Here is a 21,307-nt window from a genome sequence, read left to right on the forward strand (position 1 = left end):
TGGGATCATTGTCATGCTGGAAAGCATGGGGCTGCCATTACCCGCAGAAAGTATTATTATTGCCGCATCCCTCTATGCAGGCAGCACCCACCACCTCGAAATCCAATGGATTGTTGTCGCGACAATCATTGGCGCAATCATGGGTGATAATCTGGGATATCTTATCGGGCATCGCTACGGCTACAGCCTCTTGCGCAAGCACGGAACCAAAGTTGGCCTGACTGAAGAACGCTTATTACTTGGGCGCTACCTTTTTAAGCGCCATGGCGGGATTATCGTTTTCCTTGGCCGGTTTGTCGCGATACTGCGCGTTTTCGTAGCGCTCCTAGCCGGTGCAAACCGTATGCCTTGGACAACATTTCTCTTTTACAATGCATTAGGTGGCATTGCTTGGGGCGGCGGTTACGCCATCATCACTTACCAACTAGGTAAGCAAATTGAAAAAATAACAGGCCCTGTTGGTATCACTCTTGCAGCTTTCAGCGTTGTATTCATTGTTGGCGCTTTTTTGTTCCTGAAAAAGAACGAGAAACGCCTGACAGAAGAAGCCCTCGAGCAAGCGCGCCTCGAGGAAAACAATTCCTCGTCTCCGGCAAAGCAGAGATCATCAAATGGCCATCACAGCTAACGCCCCTTCCTCCCTTCTTGGTAAAACGGCGCTGATTACTGGCTCCACGGGCGGGCTTGGATTTGAAACCGCAGTCAGCCTCGCGGCAAGAGGAGCGAACGTTATCCTCAGCGGACGTTCGTTAGAAAAAGGTCATGCCGCACTGCAAGAGCTGCGACACCGCGTTCCTACAGCCATCGCGCGGTTTGAAGTGCTTGACCTTGCTTCATTAGCCTCGATTGCAGAATGTGCTGCCAGCCTGAAATCACACGGGGAACCACTACACTTCCTTGCCAATAATGCGGGGGTCATGGCTCCTGCCCAACGCCTGACAACCAAAGACGGCTTTGAGCTCCAGTTTGGCACAAACCACCTTGGGCACTTTGCACTAACGGGGCATCTTCTCCCTCTCTTAGCGAGAGGAGAAGCACGAATTATGACTGTTGCCTCTCTCGCCGCCAAGAAAGGCTCCCTGCCCTTTGGCGACCTGAATGCACGCCATCACTACCAAGCATTTGAGCGTTACCAGCAAAGCAAACTCGCAAATCTTCTCTTCGCGTTCGAGCTTGATCGCCGGGCGAAAAAAGCGCCGTGGCCTATTCACTCACGTGCAGCTCATCCCGGTTGGTCTGCCAGCAACATCATGTTGAATAACGCAGCTTTTGATCAGAAAAGCAGCTTGGTCCCGCGTTTGGCACGCAAAGCCATACGCTCAGTGGGCTGGAAAATTTTTACATTCATGGGCCAAGATGTCGCGCAGGGAGCGGAACCACTTTTATATGCGCTGACAGCACCACAAGCGAAAGATGGCGGCTATTACGGCCCCAAAAATAGAGATGAAAGGCGCGGGCCACCTGCGGAGGCCTTCATCCCGGCTCTAGCTCGTGATCCTGAACTTGCACGCCGCTTATGGACATTATCCGAGACCATGACCGGCGTAAGATACGGCTTGATCTAGTTAATAACCCGGCATCAGGCGACTAAAGCCTATGCCGGGTTTTGAGCATTAAGATGGCTGCGCAGTACGCCAATTACCCTCTGGCGAGTTTTTATATTCCATTTCGGCATGATAAAATGCTTCCCCTAGAGCGTGATGGTGTCGGAACACGACGCCCGTATCTTTGGGAAGAACTTGCTCATCGACTGCTTTTTGCGCCAACCAGCGCGCCACTTTCATCGTGGTAACACCAGGTCCAGTCTCGACCCAAATATTCTCAAAGCTCCGCGTTTTAACGAAGCGATCCACATTTTCGAACAAGCCATTTAAAATAGCCTGCATGACGGGATGCCGGGCCTCTGTCATGAAAAAATCGTTGTCGATGCACCACGGCTGGCCAATAGAGTACGTCAGCAAGCAGCTAAAGTTCTGCCCTGCGCCTATTTTAGCAATAGGGCCATGGGCTAAAGTATCGACGTCAACGTAAACACCACCATTCTGGTATAAATCACATATACGCCAAAAATCAGATTTCATCGCTGCATGAAAACATGCATCGTATAAAAGAGCTGCATCTTGTCCGTAATGAATGTAAATAAAAGAACGTGCTTCTTCATCATCTATAATATGATGTGAGAATTCTTTATTAAAGTTTTTAAAGCTTTCTATATTTTTTGAAACTTCTTCCGGTATTTCTTTTGAATGCCAGTATTGAATAAGTCTTTTAGGAATATTTTCAGGAATACCGTTGACAAAACTCTCTGCAATATTGGGGAGCCAACCTGTTTCAATTCCCGCTGTGAGCAGGTCAAAACATGGCATTCTTTCTCCTGCATAAACAGCTTGCAAAGAATTTGGAGTTTGTATCGTCAACGGTCTAATCTCCCAATATCGTGCCGCGCCAAAGACTTAGTATGCAGGAACGAAATACTACAATGAAAGTTACTCGTTTTACGGCCTGACGATAATCATAATCACAACTATCATCATTAGTAACGTCGGAACTTCATTTGCTATCCGATAATATCTCTCATTGTGCTGATTATCATGCCGCAAAAACTGCTTACGCCATACCCCACAAAAACCGTGGAATGCACATAAACCAAGTACGGATACGAGCTTAACCCACCACCAAGGAGCTGCCCAATCGATAATACCCGGTAATGATGCAAGGGCCCCACCAGCCAGAATAGTTACGATCATGGCAGGATTCATGATCTGGCGTAGCAACTTACGCTCCATAACTGTGAAGCGTTCGTAGTCTGCTGTACCCCGTTCTGCTTGACAGTGGTACACAAAAAGCCTTGGCAAATAAAACAGGCCTGCCATCCATGCCGTAAAAGCCATGATATGCAATGCTAGAAGCCACTGCATATGCGCCAGCAAGATATTCACCATTTTTTGCCCTGACTGGTAATAACAGTTTCAACCAAGGGGGCTAACTCAGATAAATGCGCTATCCGCACGAAGCCAGGTTGTGGCCAAAAAGACGGTAATGGTTGCCCCTCATCTCGGAGCAAGATGCAACTCATACCGGCACGCCACGCGGCCTCCGCACCTGGATCACTATCCTCAATAACAAGGCAGTTTTCTGGCGCTCGTCCCTCTTGTTCTGCTGCGTACAGATAGACGGCAGGTGACGGCTTGGGTTGTTTCATGTCAGTTGCTGAATGAATACGGTTTTCCGGGAAAAAACCTGTCATTCTTGTTCGTGAAAACTTAGCTTCCATTTCTTGAATAGAAGAATTTGATCCAACACGAACCGGCATTCGCAAACGCCGAATTTCTTCTAGCATTTCTACAGAACCACTTACAGGTTCTGCCATTTTTTCCATTAAGCGTACAAGATTTTCACGCAAAATGAGCGCCGTATTTTCTGGTAATTTACGGTCCAGTTCGTGCTCCAGATCGCGCACAACATCAGGCAAGGCCATCCCTACGAAACGCTTATGGGCCTCTTCATCGGTGAGTTCCAGCCCCAGACTACGGGCATATTGCGCCGTAGCCTGACACGAAGCCACCTCACTATCGACAAGGACACCATCACAATCAAAAATGATGAGTTCCAAACGTCCAGAAGGGTCTAATGCTGTCATAGAGACCTTACCGCTGCCACCAATTCTGCCACATGTTCAGGCGGTGTATGCTGCATTACGCCGTGCCCGAGGTTAAAGACATGGGGCCGATGACGCAAGGAATCCCGAATAGCCTGAGCTTCCTGAACAAGGGCCTCACCACCTGAAAACAATATGGTTGGGTCTAGGTTACCTTGCAATGTGACATGTGGCGCGTGTTGATCGAGCAAAGCAGCAATCTGTACCGGATCTGCGCTCGTATCCAAAGCGAGAGTACCAACGCCAGTTTTAACGGCATATTCGACAGCCATAACCCCAGCCAAGCGCGGGAAACCAACAACAGGAATATGCGGATACCGGTCGTTAAGCAGGCTCACAATTTTGCGCGTTGGTTCAATAACTGCACGCCTGAAAGCTGATGGAGGCAATAAACCTGCCCAAGAATCAAATAACATAACTGCTTGAGCGCCAGCTTCTATCTGACCAAAAAGCATTTCTGCGGTTTGATTAACCAAAAGGTCAATCAAACGGTCAAAAACGAGTGGCTCCTCCATCATCATTTTTCGCGTAATTGCAAAATCTCTGGAGCCACTACCTTCGACCATGTAGCACGCTACTGTGAAGGGACTTCCTGCGAAGCCAATAAGAGTTGTTTGCTCAGGTAGGGATTTTGTCAAACGGGTCAATGTTTCGCGGATTGGTGCCGTGACATCCGCAATGCGTTTTGGATCAAGGCGCTTTAGGTCTTCCTCGGAACGAATAGGCTGAAGAATAGGCCCTTTTCCCTCAACAAACTCAAGCGACTGCCCCATAGCCCAAGGCAGAATGAGAATGTCCGAAAAAAGTATGGCTCCATCCATGCCGTAACGGCGGATTGGCTGGAGTGTCAGCTCTTCTGCAATGTCAGGCGTTGTGCACCGCGTCAAAAAGTCAGCTTGTGCCCTCAAAGCTCTAAATTCTGGCAAATAACGCCCTGCTTGGCGCATCAACCAGAGTGGAGGCGGCCATAATGCTTCGCCCTTAAGTGCACGAAGAAGAGGTTTTTGAGAGGATGCTGAAGCAGTCACATCTAGAGCCTTTTTATGCAGTTTCAGAGGAGAACAGCGAATTCATAGCGCTCACTAACCATGAATAATAAAAGAAAGAAATCCTGTTGGGATTATAGAACCCTGTGGTACTTGGGGTACCCGGCTTTCAGAGAATGTACCCCAGCTTTTGCACAGTGTGTACAACTCTGTCGCCTAAGGATAAAGCGGGCTGTATGATTCTATCCCGATTTACCCACAGAAGGCCTGTGTACAATCCCCACAGGATGGAGGTGTACCCATTCATCCCCAGTACTCGGTACCTTCCTGTGGTAAGGCAGTACCGTCCCCATGTACCCCAGTACTCGAACGCAGTGCTGACAGGTGTATAAACATGTCCAAGCCCGATTCCCAATACAGGTCCCACTTCGCTGATCGGGACTGCGCTAGAGCAGGAGGCCGATTTTTAATGATCATAGCCATAATGGTGACCATGTGGGCCTGCATGGTGCGGTACGCCATGCCCAGCGGTCGTAATTTTCGCTAGTAACGGATAGGCAAAGCGGTAACGCTCTTGAGCATGGGTGTAAGCTTCCACCAACTCCGGGATGGGCGAGATTGTTTCAGAACGCTCGGGTGGTGTACAAACGTTCTCCACATCCTCTGAGCTGAGCGCCAACCGGGCAAGGCGTGCAGCGCCAAAGGCTCCGCCTTGCTCACCATGCGCTAGACGGTGCAGGGGAAGGTTGAGAACAGACGCTAGTATAGACACCCACAGGCGGCTGCGTGAGCCCCCTCCAATAACATCTGCCGAGCGAATGACTGAGCCAGCCTCTTTGAGGCCGTCTAGGGCATCTCTGAAGGAGTGAGCAACGCCCTCTAGGACGGCTTGTGTAAGTTCCTGACGGGACAGGCTGCGGTCCAGCCCGAAAAATGCCCCGCGAACACGACCATCATTGTAAGGTGTACGCTCGCCATTGAGGTAAGGTAAAAATAACGCACGGGAAGGACGCACAACCTGCTCAGGCAATTCGTCAAGCAAAGTTGAAACATCACAATGGTTAATTTCAGCCCACCACGAAAGTGACGATGCTGCTGAAAGGGTTACGCCCATTTGGTGCCAGCTCTGCGGTAGTGCATGGCACATTGCGTGAATGGCGCTGTCTGTATTGGGCCGGAAGCAGTCAGTTGTACACCACAACACTCCTGACGTGCCGAGCGACAAAAAAGCATTACCCGTGTGAACAGCGCCAAGCCCAATTGCTGAGGCTGCATTGTCGCCCGCACTACCGGCAATAATAGGCTGGTGTTTTATACCCCAGCGTTTCGCTAATGCTGGTAAGAGCTGCCCAGCGATGTCTGTGCCTTCACACAAGCGTGGCATTGCATCGCGCGTGAGGCCTGTTGCTTTGAGTGCTTCATCTGACCATTCGCGTTGGCCAACATCAAGCCACAGCGTCCCGGATGCATCAGACATGTCTTCAATTTTTTCGCCGCATAACTTCAGGCGTAGCCATGCTTTGGGCAAAAGAACGGAATGAATTTTTTTGAAGATATCAGGCTCATGTTTGCGGACCCACAGCACTTTAGGCGCCGTAAAGCCCGGCATAGCAATATTTCCGCAGACAGCACGACTTTGCGGAAAGAGCTCTTCAAATTCTTTGCACTCCTCGTCGGAGCGCACATCGTTCCACAAGATGCAAGGACGCAAGACCTCATCAGCAGCACCCAGCAAAACAGCTCCGTGCTGTTGACCTGAAAGACCAATTGCTTTGACGTCTGCCATAGCTTCCGGGGAAGCTGCCTGAAGGCCATCGAGAGCTTCAAGCAGGGCAGCCCACCATTGCTCCGGGTCTTGTTCGCTCCAGCCGGTTTGTGGTGACTGTACGGTCAAGGGCACCGTTTGATCGGCAAGAATATTCTGGTTCTCGTCAACCAAAATGGCTTTCAGGCCTGAGGTGCCTGCATCAATACCAATATACATGTGGGTGGATCCCGTTTCGGCGTTCACTGCTGCAAACGTGTTACGCTCCGTGCCCTTGAAAAGGGGATCACGATTTTTGTGATGCTGCGCACATTTACGCGATCTTTTAGCGGCTTTGACGTCTCAGAAAAGGGCGTGCTGTATCCCAGACTTTTAGGCCACGAAGTGCAAGATCCGCTATCCCGGGCAGTAAGCGTGGCTGCATGAGTGAAGGGTTGAAAGCTTCCATACGCCGGGCATTTTCTCGGTAACAATCTTCCACGAAGCCGCGAAACGAGAAGCCTTCCAAGAAAAGATTGGTTTGAGTGACGGCAAAATCTTTTCCGTCATTAGCGTCCTGGCCGCGTTTTGCCATTCCAAACAAACGCTTGGCAGCACGACTGTAGAAACGAAGGGTTTTAAGCTGTCTGCGCGTGCTACCCAGACCTTTTTGACGTTCGCGCCAAGCCATATAGTTAATAAAAAAAACGATGTGGCGCGTTTCTTCAAACATCAAGACATCGAAAATTTCGAACATTGCTTCGGGCAAAAAACGGGACTGACGCGCTGTTTTAAAAGCACCAAAGCCTAAAAAAGCGTCCAGACATTCACCAAACCCAAAATCGATAAAGGCTGTTTCAAGATCCTCGGGGAATTTTTCAAGAGGCTGAGGATGTGCGTCCAGGCCGTAGCGGTCAATCATCACTTGGATAAGTTTGGCGTGCCGTGCTTCTTCGAGGCCTTGAAGCGCGACGGCTTCCCTCACTATTGGATCGGCAATCTGTGGGGTGAAAGCGTCCACGATTGCTCCAGCCCGGCGTTCCGTGTGGTAAACTTCTTGCCAGAAAGGAACGGCCCTCAACTTCGCGAGGTCAGTTTCCGAGAGTTCAGGCCAAGGAAGGCTGTCCGGATCGAATACCTGATGCGTATCAATGAACTGCTGGCAGAAAAAGCGCTTATGCTGCTCTGAGCCTGCTTCGATCACGGACATAATGCCCTCCTTTATGCAGGTTAGGCTGCGGCCTTATGTTTTCTGAACCGTGACTGCATTTTGTCCCAGAACTTGGCGCCCTTTATGATCGTCCGTGCGATTGCGGGGGTCGTTGTTGGGCGTCTCAGTCTTGGATCATAGCCTGAGAAACGACGTGCATCTTCATCAAGGCAGAGTTGCATGAGTTCGGGCACTTTAATGTCAATATCCGTGACATCCTTCGCGCCGCTAACTGTGAAGTTGTTGTCTTGTGTTTGCTCATTGCCGTTGTCGTCCATGGAGCGTGCCAAGCCCATGCGTTCATAGGCAAGGAAAGCCCATACAGCGATAACGCGCAGTTCAAACCAAGGGCGTTTCCAAAACGGCATTACGGCGCGATGCCATGCGAGCCAGTTGGCAAAGAGAAGAATATGGCGGCACTCTTCCTGCATGACCGGCTCAAACGTTTCGATGAGTTCGAGTGGGAAAAGTCCTGAGCGTTCAGCAAGAGCGAACAACCCAAAGGCAAAGAAACTATCAACGCATTCAGAAAAGCCCGTTACCAAATAGGCCCATTCCGTATCTTTTGGCTCTTTGTATTCTGGTTCCGGAGCCATTTGAATGTTGTAGGCCGCGACAAGCTTAGACAGCACTTCTTTGTGGCGGTTCTCTTCCCACGCATTGCGCGAGAGAGCGTCCTTCATGTCCGGGTCATCAATCATGGCAGCATATGCGGCCATGCGAAGACGTGCTTTGCCTTCTGTTTGCACGGCAATATCCCAAATAGGGAGTGACGTGATGCGGTGCAGCGTAACGGGGTCTAGCTCAGGCCAAGGAATGACTGAAGGCTTGTAGGGGTTGAACGTTTCCCGGAACATTTGCGCCGTTGCACGTTTGTGCTCTTCCGTGCCGGGTTTTAATGGTCCGGGTATGTCACTGCTCCAGTGCCGGGCCTCATAATCAACCCGTTCGAGCGTTTTCTGCGAGGGGGCATCTGGCAGATGAGAATAGATCTCTTCGATCGATTTGGCGCTTTTGAAGGAAGAATGAGGCGCGCTGGTCATGACAATGTTCGCGGCGTATTATTCATACGCCGTGCTCCTGAATGGTTGAGCGTTATACGAGGTCTGTTGCAGACGAAATCACACGGTTTACAAGCCCGTATTCAATCGCTTCTTCTGCGGACATCCAGTAGTTACGATCCGTGTCCTTGGCAATTTTTTCGTATGTTTGACCAGTTTCACGTGCGAAGAGGCGGTTCAGTCGCTCGCGCATTTTGATGATTTCGCGGGCTTCAATGTCGATGTCAGTCGCTGGACCGCGGACCCCGCCCATTGGTTGGTGCAGCAAAAAGCGTGTGTTTGGTAAGCAAACGCGACGCTCAGGGCGGCCTGCTGCGTAAATGAGCGCGCCGGCGGATGCCACCCAACCGGTTCCGATCATGTTGATAGGAGCCACAGAATCCACAAAGCGGATCATGTCGTGGATAGTGTCGCCACTTTCGACGTGGCCACCGGGTGAATTGACGTAGACGTCGATGGGTTTGTCAGACTCACCAGCAAGAGCAAGCAGGCGCCCTGTGACTTCACGGGCAAGCTTATCGTTAATTCCGCCAAAGATCAGAACTTTGCGCTGATCAAAAAGCCGATTTTCCAGTTCAGGCCCTACAGAGGTCTTGGCCTCTTCTTTGGCCGGGGTGTCTGTTTCTTCGTCAAAGCGTCGGAAGGTCATGCGTATGATGTCCTTGATGTTTACAGTGATCCTGCGTCTTCTTTCCCTATCCTGCGCTTCGTTTGCCTCGGTGCCAAGCCCGATGCTGCACGAAGTCTCGCCATAAAGGGCGAGAGAGGGTAGGTTTCTTTAAATTTCATCTTTTGGTTGGCCCAAAACAAGAGCGGGGTTGCGGCAGTGCTTAGACGAAAACACGGAATGCTAATCGGTGGTTTCCTTTTGGGGCTGGCGGGATGTGCACATCAGGACGGCGTGGAAACCACTAATCAGTGGTGGCACAACTTTGAAGGTGGAGAGATTGCCAAGCTTCGTCCGCCACCGCCCGGGCAAAGCGACCCGTATCCGTTGGTCAGTAAAACGCCCACGCAAGAGCCTGACCTTCCCTCGCCTGCTGCGCGAGAGCTACAAACCCAACAACTGGAAATGGACCGGAACCTTGCTCAGCGTGTTAGTGCTGCGCAGGGGCCATTGCCCGTTGTGCCTAAAACTGCTCCCCCAGCGCCAGTATTCACGCCAAATAATGCGACAATGGGGGCTGCAGACGACAAAAATACCGTGCCAAACTCCGCACCAGCTCCGGTGGCATCCTCCAAGGCAGCACCAGAACTCGCTATGCCTCAGCTGGTAACGAAAAAAACCGTCACGTCTGGTTCTCTGCCGGACATGCCGAGTGCCCCCCCTGCTCCGATTTCTTTTGCTGGGTTTGCAGTCCCCGCGACGGCAAGTAGCGCGAGCAGTTTGGTGCCGGATATTGATGCTTCCACACCTGAAGGAACCCTGATCCGCTTTCAGGTTGCTACAGATCAAACGGTAGGAGATGCAGTCGCATCTTATCGGCGCATTGCCGGGCAGCGTGGAGGAAAGCGGGTAAAGATACTCGGGTTCGGCGCCGCTATGAGTGCGGATGCAGGGCTGGCCCCCGCTGATCAGGTGCGAGAAGTCTCTTTAGGGCTGCTGCGGGCGCAAACCGTGGCACGGGGTTTGGTCGCGCAGGGAGTGCCGCAATCCATGATTGATTTGCAAGGCGCAGCAATAGGTGATGGAGTGCGAGTCCGTATTACGAAGTGAGGGAGTTTCGCTTCGTAAAAAACCTGTCTATCGTCACGGGTTCAACCCATTTCTAACTTTGAGCTGATCATGACTGAAGAGTTCCATCGCATCCGCCGTCTGCCTCCTTATGTGTTCGCTGAAGTGAACAAGGCCAAGGCAGCCGCCCGCGCGGCCGGTGAGGACATTATTGATCTAGGAATGGGGAACCCAGATTCTGCACCGCCGGAGCACGTCACCCAAAAATTGGTAGAGACGTTGAACAACCCTCGTGTCCATGGCTACTCCGTCAGCCGTGGTATTCCGGGGTTACGTCGTGCGCAAGCTGCTTATTACGAGCGGCGCTTTGGTGTGAAACTAGACCCAGAGACGGAAGTTATTGTTACCCTTGGTTCCAAGGAAGGGCTGGCCAATCTTGCATCCGCAATTACCAGCCCCGGCGATACCATTTTGGTGCCTAACCCGTCTTACCCCATCCATCAGTTTGGGTTCATTATTGCTGGTGCGTCTGTAAGGTCCATACCAGCAACGCCAGATGAGGATATGTTGCGTGCACTATACCGTGCCGTTAAACATTCCGTTCCTAAGCCCACGGCTTTGATTGTTAATTTCCCGTCTAATCCGACGGCATTTTTGGCGGATATCGATTTTTATAAAGAGCTCGTGGCGTTTGCCCGGCGTGAAAATATCTGGATCTTGTCAGATCTGGCTTACAGTGAAATTTATTTTGGCGATGTGCCTCCGCCTTCTATTCTTTCTGTGCCCGGTGCCAAAGACGTAGCCATTGAATTTACGTCTATGTCCAAAACGTATTCCATGGCTGGTTGGCGTATGGGGTTTGCCGTCGGCAATCCACGTTTGGTTCAAGCCCTGACGCGCATCAAGTCATATCTTGATTATGGTGCGTTCACGCCTATTCAGGTGGCATCTGTTGCAGCTTTGAATGGCCCTCAGGACTATGTTGCAGATATGCGGAATTTATACCGCGATCGCCGGGATGTGCTGTTGCGGGGTTTACACGCAGCGGGCTGGGATGTTCCCACGCCTGAAGGCTCAATGTTTGCGTGGGCACCTATTCCGGAAAAGTTTGCGGAAATGGGCAGCGTTGAATTTTCTAAACTGCTTTTGAAAGAGGCAGGTGTTGCTGTTGCACCGGGCTTAGGTTTTGGTGAGTATGGCGATGGATTTGTAAGAATTGGATTGGTGGAGAACACGCAGCGTCTACGTCAGGCTACGCGCTCCATTAGAGGATTTATGAACCGTCACGGAGTAGGCCGCCCAGCGGATGCTTCATCAGCGGATACAGGAATAAAGGTGGCATCATCGTGAAACCATTGCGGATCGGATTAGCGGGTCTCGGCACAGTTGGGGTTGGTGTTATTAAATTGCTGCGTGCTCACGCAGAAGAACTGTCTGCACGCGGTGGGCGTCCTGTAGAGGTTGTTGCTGTCAGTGCGCGCAGCCGGGACAGGGATCGCGGTATCTCGCTTGATGGTCTGCGTTGGCACGATGATCCTGTATCGTTGGCGCAAGACACGGAAATTGACGTTGCTGTTGAGTTGATCGGTGGTTCTGAGGGGCCTGCGCGATTAATGGTCGAAGCGGCCTTGGGGCGCGGTATACCGGTCGTTACGGCTAACAAGGCTTTGGTCGCTTTGCACGGCAGTGCTTTGGCCCGTTTGGCAGCAGATAACAATACGACGTTGTTATTTGAGGCTGCGGTAGCGGGCGGAATCCCGGCGATCAAGCTCGTAAGAGAAGGCTTGGCTGCTGAACGTCTGGACCGCGTAGGCGGTATTCTGAATGGTACGTGTAACTATATCCTGACAGAGATGCGGACATCTGGTCGGGATTTTTCTGATGTTTTAGCTGAGGCACAAGAAAAGGGTTATGCTGAGGCTGAGCCATCAACGGACGTAGATGGGTGGGATGCTGCACATAAGCTCGCTATTTTGGCGGGTATTGCTTTCAACCCAATTCGTTTTGAGAGTTTGCCTGTTGAAGGCATTCGCAATGTTACAGCGGCCGATCTACGATTTGCGACTGAATTAGGTTACCGCATTAAATTATTGGGCCTTGCCCGGCAGCATGAGGGCAAGGCGCTGGAAGCTTGGGTGCGCCCTTGTATGGTGCCGGTGGTTGCGCCGATTGCTGGTGTTGAGGGTGTTTTCAACGCGGTGACGACGTCGGGCCCCTTTTCTGGGCCAATAACAATTTCTGGCCGCGGCGCGGGTGAAGGCCCTACAGCAAGCGCTGTAGTTGCGGATTTAATTGATCTGGCGCGCGGTGCTTCTCTTCCTGTTTGGGGGGTTGGAGCGGTTTCAGACGCGGTGGAATGCGGTTCACTTGCGGATGTTGAAAGTGCTTTTTATATCCGCTTGGATGTAGCAGATCGTTCAGGAACGATGGCTGACCTGACGTCTGTCCTGCGTGATCACGACGTATCTGTGCATTTTGTCTCTCAGCATGAAGCGGCGTCTGGCCGTGCTTATGTCGCACTGGTTACGCATGGAGTTGCCGAAAGCGCAGTCCGTGAAGCAGCTAAAGGGCTGGCAGCTTTGCCGGCCGTTAACGGTGAGCCGTTAGTATTAAAAATCGAGGATAGTCTGCGATGAGCGCTGCGCGTATTGCCCCACCGGAGCATCCTAAAGATCGTAATCTGGCATTAGAGCTTGTCCGGGTGACCGAAGCTGCAGCGATTGCTGCGGCCGTTTGGACAGGGCGCGGGTGTAAGAACGAAGCGGACGGTGCTGCGGTAGAAGCAATGCGTGCAGCCTTTGATACAGTCTCCATCGATGGTGTGGTGACCATTGGTGAAGGCGAGATGGATGAAGCCCCCATGCTCTACATTGGGGAGCATGTTGGGTGTGGTGGCCCAGCGATGGATATTGCTGTCGATCCGCTGGAGGGGACAAACCTGTGTGCCCGGAGTTTGCCCAGCGCTCTCACCGTAGTTGCGTTGGCGGAGCGCGGCGGCTTTCTTCATGCGCCTGACGTTTACATGGAAAAAATTGTCGTTGGCCCGGATCTTCCTGACGGGGTGGTAGACCTTGATTCCTCTATTCAGGCAAATCTGCGTTCCCTTGCCAAAGCTAAAGGCAAAGATGTTTCAGAGTTGGTGTTGTGCGCTTTAGACCGTGAACGCCATGAAGACCTCATTGCTTATGCGCGTGAAGCAGGTGCTCGTGTGATGTTGGTTACGGATGGCGATGTCGCAGCATCAATCGCGACATGTTTGCCGGAGGGTGGTGTCGATATTTACGCGGGGTCCGGCGGGGCACCTGAGGGTGTTTTGGCGGCAGCAGCGCTACGTTGTGTAGGGGGGCAGATGCAGGGTCGTTTACTGTTCGACAATGACATCCAACGCCAGCGCGCTGCTGATATGGCGCAAGGGCGCGATCCTGCCCGGCGTTTGTTCTTGGATGATATGGCTTCTGGCCCTGTTTTATTCTGTGCGTCGGGTGTTACGACTGGGCCTCTGCTAAGGGGTGTCCAAGGTGTGGGAACACATCGGGTCAGAACAAATTCGTTAGTAATGCGCTCTTTGACGGGCACGGTGCGCTATATTGAGAGTTTGCACGACCGTCGCCTCGGGGCGCGAGGTTTAGACTGAACGGTATAAAATGACAGATACAACACGTTGCGTTCTTGGCGTTGATCATAGCGCGGGAGGACGGCAATGGGTTTGGCGTGACGCATCTTTAGGCCAAGAAGAGCACCGCGTTGCGCTCGGGATGGCTCAACGTTTGGGCATTCCTGAGCTTCTGGCCCGTATTTTATCTGCTCGCGGCATAACAGCAGAAACAGCAGAAACGTTTCTTACACCGCGCTTACGTGACCTTATGCCTGACCCTTCGTGCCTGAAGGACATGGATAAAGCCGCTCTACGCCTCGCTGAAGCGGTTACTAAGCAGGAAACAGTAGGTTTGTTCGGCGATTACGATGTCGATGGTGCCTGCGGCACAGCGCTCATGGCTGACTTTTTGCGTCAGTTAGGGTGTGGTGTGCAGACGCATATTCCTGACCGTATTACCGAAGGATACGGGCCGAATGTTGCGGCTTTAGAGAGAATGATTTCTGGCGGGGCCAGCATCATTATCTGTATTGATTGCGGAACAGCTGCAGTCAGTATTCTGGATGAAATTGCTCAAAAAGCAGATGTTATTGTTTTAGACCATCATAAGCCTGATGGGGCTATGCTGCCGCGAGGCATCGTTGTTAACCCTAATCGGTTAGATTGTGATTCTGGCCTAGGTTCAATTTGTGCAGCGGCTGTCGTGTTTATGACGATGACGGCTGTAACGCGTGCGCTCAGGCGATCAGGCTGGTTCCAAAATCATCGTGAGCCTAATTTGATGGGCGCTTTGGACCTTACAGCGCTCGCTACGATTTGTGATGTCATGCCTTTAGTCGGTTTAAACCGGGCTTTTGTGCAGCAAGGTCTGAAAGTAATGGCACGTGGTGAACGCCTCGGTCTTGTGACCCTGTCTGCTGTCGCAGGCGTGAGAGAAGATGCCAGTGCAATGTCTTGTGGGTTCGCTCTTGGCCCGAGGATCAATGCAGGTGGCCGTATTGCTAAGGCAGATTTGGGCCTGAATTTGCTGCTGGCGGAAGATCAAGAGGTTGCACAGCAGTTAGCAGAAGAATTGGATCAGGTTAACCGTCAGAGGCAGACGGTAGAGAGTGATATCCTCGACTATGCGATGGAGCATGCCGGACAACAGGTGCAAGCAGGGCATGCTGTTATTTTTCTGCATAAAGGGGGGTGGCATCCTGGAGTGGTGGGCATTGTTGCTGGGCGAATAAAGGAAAAATTCAATCGCCCTGTTTTGGTGGGGGCATTAACGGAAGGCGTTATAAAGGGGTCAGCGCGCTCCGTGCCGGGACTTGATCTGGGAGCGGCGATTATTGCAGCGCGCCAGTCAGGTCTTCTCCTTACTGGCGGGGGCCATGCCATGGCAGCAGGTTTTTCTGTAGCGGAAGAAAAAGCTGATGAGCTTCATAGTTTGTTGGATGAAACTCTCTCAGCCGCACGCGAGCTCCCCCCTAGAGATGCTCTGAAAATTGACGGTGTTGTCAATGTGAGGGGGGCGTCTTTGGATGTAGCCAAGCAGTTGGAGCGCCTGTCTCCGTTTGGGCCGGGAAATGAAGAGCCATTACTGGTGGTGCAAAATGTCCGTTGCGTAAAAGCAGACCGGATTGGCCGTGACGGTAATACGATGCGGGTATTGCTGCGCGGTGAGGATGGAGGGGTAACCTTGAAGGGCCTTGTGTTCCGCGCTGGTGATGCAGATTTTGCGGGAACACTGGAAGATAAGGCGATGCCGTTGCTGCATGTTGTAGGTCAATTACGGCCGGAAAGCTGGCAAGGACGAGAAAATGTGACCTTTTTTATCGTCGATGCGAAAAAAGTTTAAATTTGTGCTTGACCGTAGAGGCTGCTGCCCTTATACACCCACTCACGCCTCCAGTCCCGTTCGTCTAGAGGCCTAGGACACCGCCCTTTCACGGCGGCAACACGGGTTCGAATCCCGTACGGGACGCCAATAATTGGCCTTTATAAGGTATAATAACCTTACAGCGCGTACTTCAAGAAAAACAATCATTAAAACTTAGTGATATCTACCTAAAACGCAACGCTCGCGCTTATTTTCTGTTAGAATTAATCCGTGAAAAATCCCAAAAAAGAACCTTGCTTGTAAATAAAGCAAATCGAAACGTAGGTCATCTTAGGAAGATACGAAACGATCTGCGCCGTATGCCCTTATTCATTTTAAGAAAGTGTTTTCCATAGGTGGGGAAACACACGCAAAATACTCTGCGCGTTGATGCGTTGTGTCAGGGTTGCTAGGTCTTTTTGCGTAACATTTGTTCAAAATGAGAGGGAGACTTATGGGGAACCATGTTGCTACGCTTTGGGATCAATTCCATGAATGGCTCCCGGTTGTTCTAAGCTACTTGGGGAAGGTAGCACTGGCCCTTCTGGTTTTGCTGATTGGTTGGAAGATCATCAACATGGTCACGCGGGCCATGGACAGGATGATGACCGCAAGTCACCTTGAAGAGACGCTGCGTGGCTTTTTAAGCAGCGTGGTCGGTATGTTGCTGAAGGCATTATTGCTGATCAGTGTTGCTTCCATGGTCGGTATTGCCACAACGTCTTTTGTTGCCGTTCTTGGTGCGGCAGGGCTTGCTGTTGGTATGGCGCTGCAAGGTAGTCTGGCTAACTTTGCGGGTGGCGTTTTAATTCTGCTTTTCCGCCCGTTTAAAATTGGTGACTCAATTACATCCGGCAGCAGTACCGGTAAGGTCATTTCTATTGAGATGTTCAGGACAGTGCTGCGGGATTCCAGCAATGCTATAATTTATGTCCCGAACGGTAACCTTTCCAATAACATCGTTATCAATAACACGCAGGGCGAGCGCCGTTTGGCTGCTGTTTCTTTGATGATTGATTATACTGATGATACCGATAAAGCGCGCGCTATTATGCTTGGCCTGCTTGAAGGGGACGCACAGATTTTGGACCCTGCATCGGCTGGTGTTTCTTTTCAGGCAAAGCCTGGGAATATTGGCGTCACACTCGAATTTTGGTGTGCTGCGGGCTCTGTGAGCGGGCTAATCGCAAAATACTCGGAGGCGTCAATTAAAGCGCTCAAAGCTGAGGGCTATAGATTGGGTGTCACCGCCCGCCCAGCGAGCTGAAATAAAAACTTAATTCACAATTTCCTTTTACAAAATGACGCTTTGGAGGCCCGTGTAACCTTGGTTGCACGGGCTTTTTTTATGCCATCGAAAGATGATGTTTCTTTTTTGTAATATATTTACGTCAAAATATGTCTGGATTGTGTCGAAGTTTTATGCTTCAGAAACATGCGACTTATTCTCATTTTCATAGATTGAGAGATCATGACATATTCAACTCCAGAGAAAGGCTGTGTTGCGAAGCGTATATGTTGCCTTAGCCGTATACTCTTAACGGGCACTGCTCTTACTATTTTTGCCGGTCAGGCGGCGCGTGCTGTCCCTCCGCGGATCAATATTGGGAATGCTGCTGAAGCTGGTGATGAATCATCCACTGGCGTATTTGGCTTTTTGTCCAACTGGCGACGAACGGCCAATTTTTTGGGCGATATGTGGGGGTTACGGCCTGAGTTGGGAAAGTACGGCGCTGTTTTGGCAATGCAGGAAACGTCGGAAGTATTTGGCAACGTAAGTGGCGGTAGCAGACGTGGCGCAGCGTATAATGGCTTGTTTCAGGCTGTGCTGCAGGTGAACACTCAGCGTGCTTTCGGTTGGTACGGTGGAACGTTCAATGTGAGCATGGAGCAAATTCACGGCCGTAGTTTGAGCGCGGATAATTTGCAGGTTTTGCAAACCGTAAGCGGGATTGAGGCGGATCGCTCAACACGGCTCTGGGAGCTATGGTTTGATCAGAAATTCTTGGATCAGCAAAAATTAGACATCAAAATTGGTCAGCAGAGTTTGGACCAAGAATATATGGTCAGTAGTAATGCTCTGGTCTTTGCTAACACGATGTTTGGTTGGCCTATGGTCCCTTCAGCAGACTTACCAGGAGGCGGCCCAGCGTATCCGCTTTCAGCGCTGGGTGTGCGGGGACGTTATTGGTTGGCGACTCCACTTTACCTGATTGGCGGTGTGTATAGTGGTAGCCCGACCAAACATGTCGATGGCGACCCGCAGCAAACAAACCCTTCAGGCACCAGCTTCCCCCTAAACCGTGGTGTGATGGCGATTGCAGAGCTGCAATATGTTTATCCCGCTCTAGGTGCGATGGTATCTCCCGACGAAGTTGAGCCGCTTTCGCACGTGTATCGTCTTGGTGGTTGGTATAATTCTGAACCCTTTGCGGACCAATACTGGGACAATTCAGGTACGCCGCTCGCGTCTCCAAGTAGCAATGGTAATGCTCTTGCTCATCGAGGTGCTTTTTCTATTTATGCTGTGATGGATCAAATGCTGTGGCGCAGTCATTTTGACCCTAACCGCACAATTAATGTTTTTGGCCGTGCGATGGGGGCACCGCAATCGTCACGCGTGCCAATCGACTTCAGTATGAATTTCGGTTTTACATTTAAGGACCCCTTGCCGTACCGAACGGATGATACGTTTGGTATCGGAATGGGATACACGCATGTTAGTCACGCTTTAGCTAAATATGATAAAGCTGTAGCCTACTATACGGGACAGTATTCGCCTGCGCAAACGGGTGAAACATATTTAGAGATGACGTATCAGTTCCAGTATACGGGTTGGTTACAGATCCAGCCTGACTTCCAGTATATTTTTAATCCATCTGGTGGTGTGCCGAATGTCAATAACCCTAACCGACGGGTTCATGATGCGGCTGTGTTCGGTTTGCGTACTAACATCGCGCTTTAAGAGGCTCACAATGCGAAATATGTATCTAAAAAAATGGGCAGTGCTTGGGTTGTCTTTTGGAGCGGTGTTTGTGGCGATTATTGCCCGAGCCGAGGCTCAGCCGAAGGGCTTTCTTGAGACGATTCATCGACATGCGACACTGGCCTCAACAAGTCCGGGAAATGGCGATTTAAATCCATACGCGCTGTTCGTGATTCAGCAAGACAGTGGTGTTTTGCATAAAAACGACGTGCTGGTGACCAATTTTAACAATATTACCAATCTTCAGGGTACAGGGACCACGATAGTGGCCTATCATCCTGAGACAGGAAATATTTCAGAGTTTGCCAACCTTCCGCGTGACCTCCCTGCTTGCCCGGGTGGGGTAGGTCTTACGACGGCTTTGACCGTGCTTAAAAGCGGGTGGGTTATTGTTGGTAGCGCACCGAGTAAAGATGGTTCGACGCTGACAAAAGGAGATGGCTGTCTCATCGTTCTAAACACAAAAGGGCAGTATGTAACCGCTTGGAAGGGGCCATTAATTAATGCCCCTTGGGGGGACATTGCTGCGCTAGACCGTGGGGATAGTGCAACTCTGTTCGTGTCTATGTCGGGCTATGATTTGCCCGGGCCGTACGTCAAAGACCCTGTGACGCATTATCCCCCGATTATTCATAAGGCTACGGTTTTGCGGTTGGATTTGACTATTCCGCAGGGGCAGGTGCCTGTTCTGCAAAAGCAAACTGTTATCGCGAGTGGATTTTCTGCCCGTGCTGACCGCGATAATTTTTTATTCGGTCCGACAGGCTTAGCGTTGGATACGGACGGAACACTATATGTGACTGACGGCTATGATGAGGCCGTTACAGCTATTGATAATGCCGTCAGCCGGACCGATGCCGTGACACGAAGCGATGATGCCGTGGGGCGGATTATTTCACGGGGAGGTCTGTTGAACTGGCCGTTGGCTATGATGTGGGTGCCTGGTCATCATTTGCTGGTTTCTAACGGGCGCAACGGTCAGGTTGTTGAGATTGATCCAGTAGCAAAGAAGCAGCTTTATGCTCAATGGATCGACAATGATCAGGCGCAACAACCACCCGGCAATGGTGATCTTTTCGGATTGGCTATGACGCCAGACGGGAAAAGTTTTTATTACGTCGAAGACGATATGAACACGCTTAACATCAGCACTCCTTAAGCGAGGAGAAGTCTTGGAGATGGTTACAAAAATATCGAGACGCTTCTTACTTGAGGCGTCTTTAGGAGCATCATTGAGTGCTTTCATCGCCGGGCGTGCTTTGGCGGGGAGTGTGCAAGCACTGCCTGTCATGCATCAACCGGGAATTGAGACACCGCAGCAGCCATTTGTCTATTTCATTACATTTGATGTTGTGACCGAAGAGAAGTCAGCATTAATTGCGCTGATGAAGCGTTGGACAAATGCCGCTGACGCATTAATGGCCGGTCGTGCAGCTCCGGGTTTAGTGGATTCTGAAGAAACGGAGGGTTTAAATCAAAACGATATAACCCTTACTTTTGGTTTCGGTCCCACTCTGTTCAGCAAAGATGGCAAGGACAGGTTTGGCCTTGCTGCCCGTAGGCCAGCTCCTTTGGCGGATTTGCCGCGTTTTACGGGGGACCAGCTCGTGGCAGCGAGAACTGGAGGGGATTTGTGCGTGCAATGCTGTGCTGATGATCCCCAAACTGCATTGCATCTGGCACGCATAGTGTCGCGCCTAGCTTACGGTGTGGCAGATGCACGCTGGGCGCAATCAGGTTTTCTGCCGTCGTTTGGCAAGGGGAAAACAGCACGCAATTTAATGGGCTTTAAAGACGGCACTATTAACCCCGATATTCACAATGAAAAGATTAAGGAGCAGTTTGTATGGGCCGCTCCAGATGACGAGCAATGGATGCAAGGTGGCAGTTACTTGGTCGCGCGTCTGATCCGTGTTGCTGTTGAGCACTGGGACCGAATGAATGTTCCGTTTCAGGAGCAAACAATGGGCCGCCAAAAAGCAAGTGGCGCACCGATTGGTGGAAGAAAGGAGTTTGAGCCTCTTTCTCTCAAGCAGATGGACCACGACGGGAACCCTATCACGGCGCAAAATGCGCATTCGCGGCTTGCTGCACCAGAAGAGAATGGTGGCGCACAGATTTTGCGCCGGGCGTATTCTTACGAAAACGGTCTTAGTGTTATTGCAGAGAGATGGCCGCCTTGGAGGCAGGCTAACGAATTTGATACCGGTTTATTATTTCTCGCGTATCAGCGAGACCCGAGAACTGGTTTTACCAAAATTTTTGAGCGTATGGCGAAATTCGACATGATGAACCAATTTACGACGCATATAGGAGGCGGTTTGTTCGCGTGCCCTGGTCGTCGTAAAGGGCAATATATAGGAGAAGAATTACTAAGTTAATAAATTGAATCTTATGGGCTATATTTTTGTATATAGCCCATAAAGTGTGTTAATAAAAATAGTTGTTAGTTTATACATAAGTATATTGAAAATATTTAATTGTACTACATTGAAATTTCGGTAATCGTTGAAAAAATAGGAACTTTA

19 protein-coding genes and 1 tRNA gene are annotated in these 21,307 nt (G+C 50.9%); 12 read left to right on the top strand and 8 right to left on the bottom strand.

The annotated features are described in order from the left end of the window. Positions 1 to 13: 13 nt before the first annotated feature. Complete coding sequence (locus tag D5366_RS04815) at positions 14 to 628, top strand: DedA family protein (RefSeq protein WP_205839623.1); 615 nt, start codon at positions 14 to 16, stop codon at positions 626 to 628. Then, positions 612 to 1,565: an SDR family oxidoreductase gene (locus D5366_RS04820; protein ID WP_141492509.1), complete on the top strand. Its 954-nt coding sequence runs from the start codon at positions 612 to 614 to the stop codon at positions 1,563 to 1,565. The genes D5366_RS04815 and D5366_RS04820 overlap by 17 nt, the downstream gene beginning before the upstream one ends. A gap of 48 nt (positions 1,566 to 1,613) precedes the next feature. On the opposite strand, the gene D5366_RS04825 is transcribed toward D5366_RS04820, so the two are convergent. From D5366_RS04825 to D5366_RS04860, 8 genes are all read right to left on the bottom strand, one after another. Continuing rightward, complete coding sequence (locus tag D5366_RS04825; RefSeq protein WP_141492510.1) at positions 1,614 to 2,366, bottom strand: glycosyltransferase family 32 protein; 753 nt, start codon at positions 2,364 to 2,366, stop codon at positions 1,614 to 1,616. 129 nt (positions 2,367 to 2,495) lie between these two features. Continuing rightward, positions 2,496 to 2,942, bottom strand: coding sequence for a protoporphyrinogen oxidase HemJ (hemJ, locus tag D5366_RS04830; RefSeq protein ID WP_141492511.1), 447 nt, complete (start codon positions 2,940 to 2,942; stop codon positions 2,496 to 2,498). Beyond that, positions 2,936 to 3,640, bottom strand: a complete 705-nt coding sequence (locus D5366_RS04835) for an HAD family hydrolase (RefSeq protein WP_141492512.1) — start codon at positions 3,638 to 3,640, stop codon at positions 2,936 to 2,938. The genes hemJ and D5366_RS04835 overlap by 7 nt, the downstream gene beginning before the upstream one ends. Further along, positions 3,637 to 4,686 (bottom strand): uroporphyrinogen decarboxylase, encoded by a 1,050-nt coding sequence (gene hemE / locus D5366_RS04840; RefSeq protein ID WP_141492513.1) that lies wholly within the window; start codon positions 4,684 to 4,686, stop codon positions 3,637 to 3,639. The genes D5366_RS04835 and hemE overlap by 4 nt, the downstream gene beginning before the upstream one ends. A gap of 424 nt (positions 4,687 to 5,110) precedes the next feature. Continuing rightward, positions 5,111 to 6,628: a xylulokinase gene (gene xylB, locus D5366_RS04845; RefSeq protein ID WP_141492514.1), complete on the bottom strand. Its 1,518-nt coding sequence runs from the start codon at positions 6,626 to 6,628 to the stop codon at positions 5,111 to 5,113. Positions 6,629 to 6,734: 106 nt separating this feature from the next. Next, positions 6,735 to 7,598: a hypothetical protein gene (locus tag D5366_RS04850; RefSeq protein WP_141492515.1), complete on the bottom strand. Its 864-nt coding sequence runs from the start codon at positions 7,596 to 7,598 to the stop codon at positions 6,735 to 6,737. Positions 7,599 to 7,618: 20 nt separating this feature from the next. Continuing rightward, entirely contained in the window at positions 7,619 to 8,641 is a 1,023-nt protein-coding gene (locus D5366_RS04855; protein WP_141492516.1) for a ferritin-like domain-containing protein, read from the bottom strand. A gap of 52 nt (positions 8,642 to 8,693) precedes the next feature. Continuing rightward, complete coding sequence (locus D5366_RS04860; RefSeq protein WP_141492517.1) at positions 8,694 to 9,308, bottom strand: ATP-dependent Clp protease proteolytic subunit; 615 nt, start codon at positions 9,306 to 9,308, stop codon at positions 8,694 to 8,696. Between the two features lie 177 nt (positions 9,309 to 9,485). On the opposite strand from D5366_RS04860, the gene D5366_RS04865 reads away from it, so the two are divergent. The 10 genes from D5366_RS04865 to D5366_RS04910 all read left to right on the top strand — a co-directional run bounded on the left by D5366_RS04865 (position 9,486) and on the right by D5366_RS04910 (position 21,160). Beyond that, positions 9,486 to 10,376: a hypothetical protein gene (locus tag D5366_RS04865; protein WP_240775352.1), complete on the top strand. Its 891-nt coding sequence runs from the start codon at positions 9,486 to 9,488 to the stop codon at positions 10,374 to 10,376. A 69-nt stretch (positions 10,377 to 10,445) separates the two neighbouring features. Further along, entirely contained in the window at positions 10,446 to 11,684 is a 1,239-nt protein-coding gene (locus D5366_RS04870; protein WP_141492518.1) for an LL-diaminopimelate aminotransferase, read from the top strand. Continuing rightward, a complete protein-coding gene (locus D5366_RS04875) occupies positions 11,681 to 12,970 on the top strand; it encodes a homoserine dehydrogenase (protein WP_141492519.1) in 1,290 nt (429 codons plus the stop codon). The genes D5366_RS04870 and D5366_RS04875 overlap by 4 nt, the downstream gene beginning before the upstream one ends. Next, positions 12,967 to 13,968: a class II fructose-bisphosphatase gene (gene glpX, locus D5366_RS04880; protein ID WP_141492520.1), complete on the top strand. Its 1,002-nt coding sequence runs from the start codon at positions 12,967 to 12,969 to the stop codon at positions 13,966 to 13,968. The genes D5366_RS04875 and glpX overlap by 4 nt, the downstream gene beginning before the upstream one ends. A 10-nt stretch (positions 13,969 to 13,978) precedes the next feature. Continuing rightward, positions 13,979 to 15,772: a single-stranded-DNA-specific exonuclease RecJ gene (recJ, locus tag D5366_RS04885; protein ID WP_141492521.1), complete on the top strand. Its 1,794-nt coding sequence runs from the start codon at positions 13,979 to 13,981 to the stop codon at positions 15,770 to 15,772. Positions 15,773 to 15,825: 53 nt separating this feature from the next. Further along, positions 15,826 to 15,901: transfer RNA gene (locus D5366_RS04890), tRNA-Glu, on the top strand. 346 nt (positions 15,902 to 16,247) lie between these two features. Continuing rightward, entirely contained in the window at positions 16,248 to 17,060 is an 813-nt protein-coding gene (locus D5366_RS04895) for a mechanosensitive ion channel family protein (protein ID WP_141492522.1), read from the top strand. A 204-nt stretch (positions 17,061 to 17,264) separates the two neighbouring features. Then, positions 17,265 to 18,758: a carbohydrate porin gene (locus tag D5366_RS04900; RefSeq protein WP_141492523.1), complete on the top strand. Its 1,494-nt coding sequence runs from the start codon at positions 17,265 to 17,267 to the stop codon at positions 18,756 to 18,758. Positions 18,759 to 18,768: 10 nt separating this feature from the next. Beyond that, positions 18,769 to 19,938: a hypothetical protein gene (locus D5366_RS04905; protein ID WP_240775353.1), complete on the top strand. Its 1,170-nt coding sequence runs from the start codon at positions 18,769 to 18,771 to the stop codon at positions 19,936 to 19,938. Positions 19,939 to 19,957: 19 nt separating this feature from the next. Next, positions 19,958 to 21,160 carry a Dyp-type peroxidase gene (locus D5366_RS04910; RefSeq protein ID WP_141492524.1) on the top strand — a complete coding sequence of 401 codons (1,203 nt, stop codon included), beginning with the start codon at positions 19,958 to 19,960 and terminating at the stop codon, positions 21,158 to 21,160. The last annotated feature ends 147 nt before the right edge of the window (positions 21,161 to 21,307 follow it).

Origin of the sequence: Neokomagataea tanensis, from assembly GCF_006542335.1 — a bacterium.
GTDB lineage: Bacteria > Pseudomonadota > Alphaproteobacteria > Acetobacterales > Acetobacteraceae > Gluconobacter > Gluconobacter tanensis.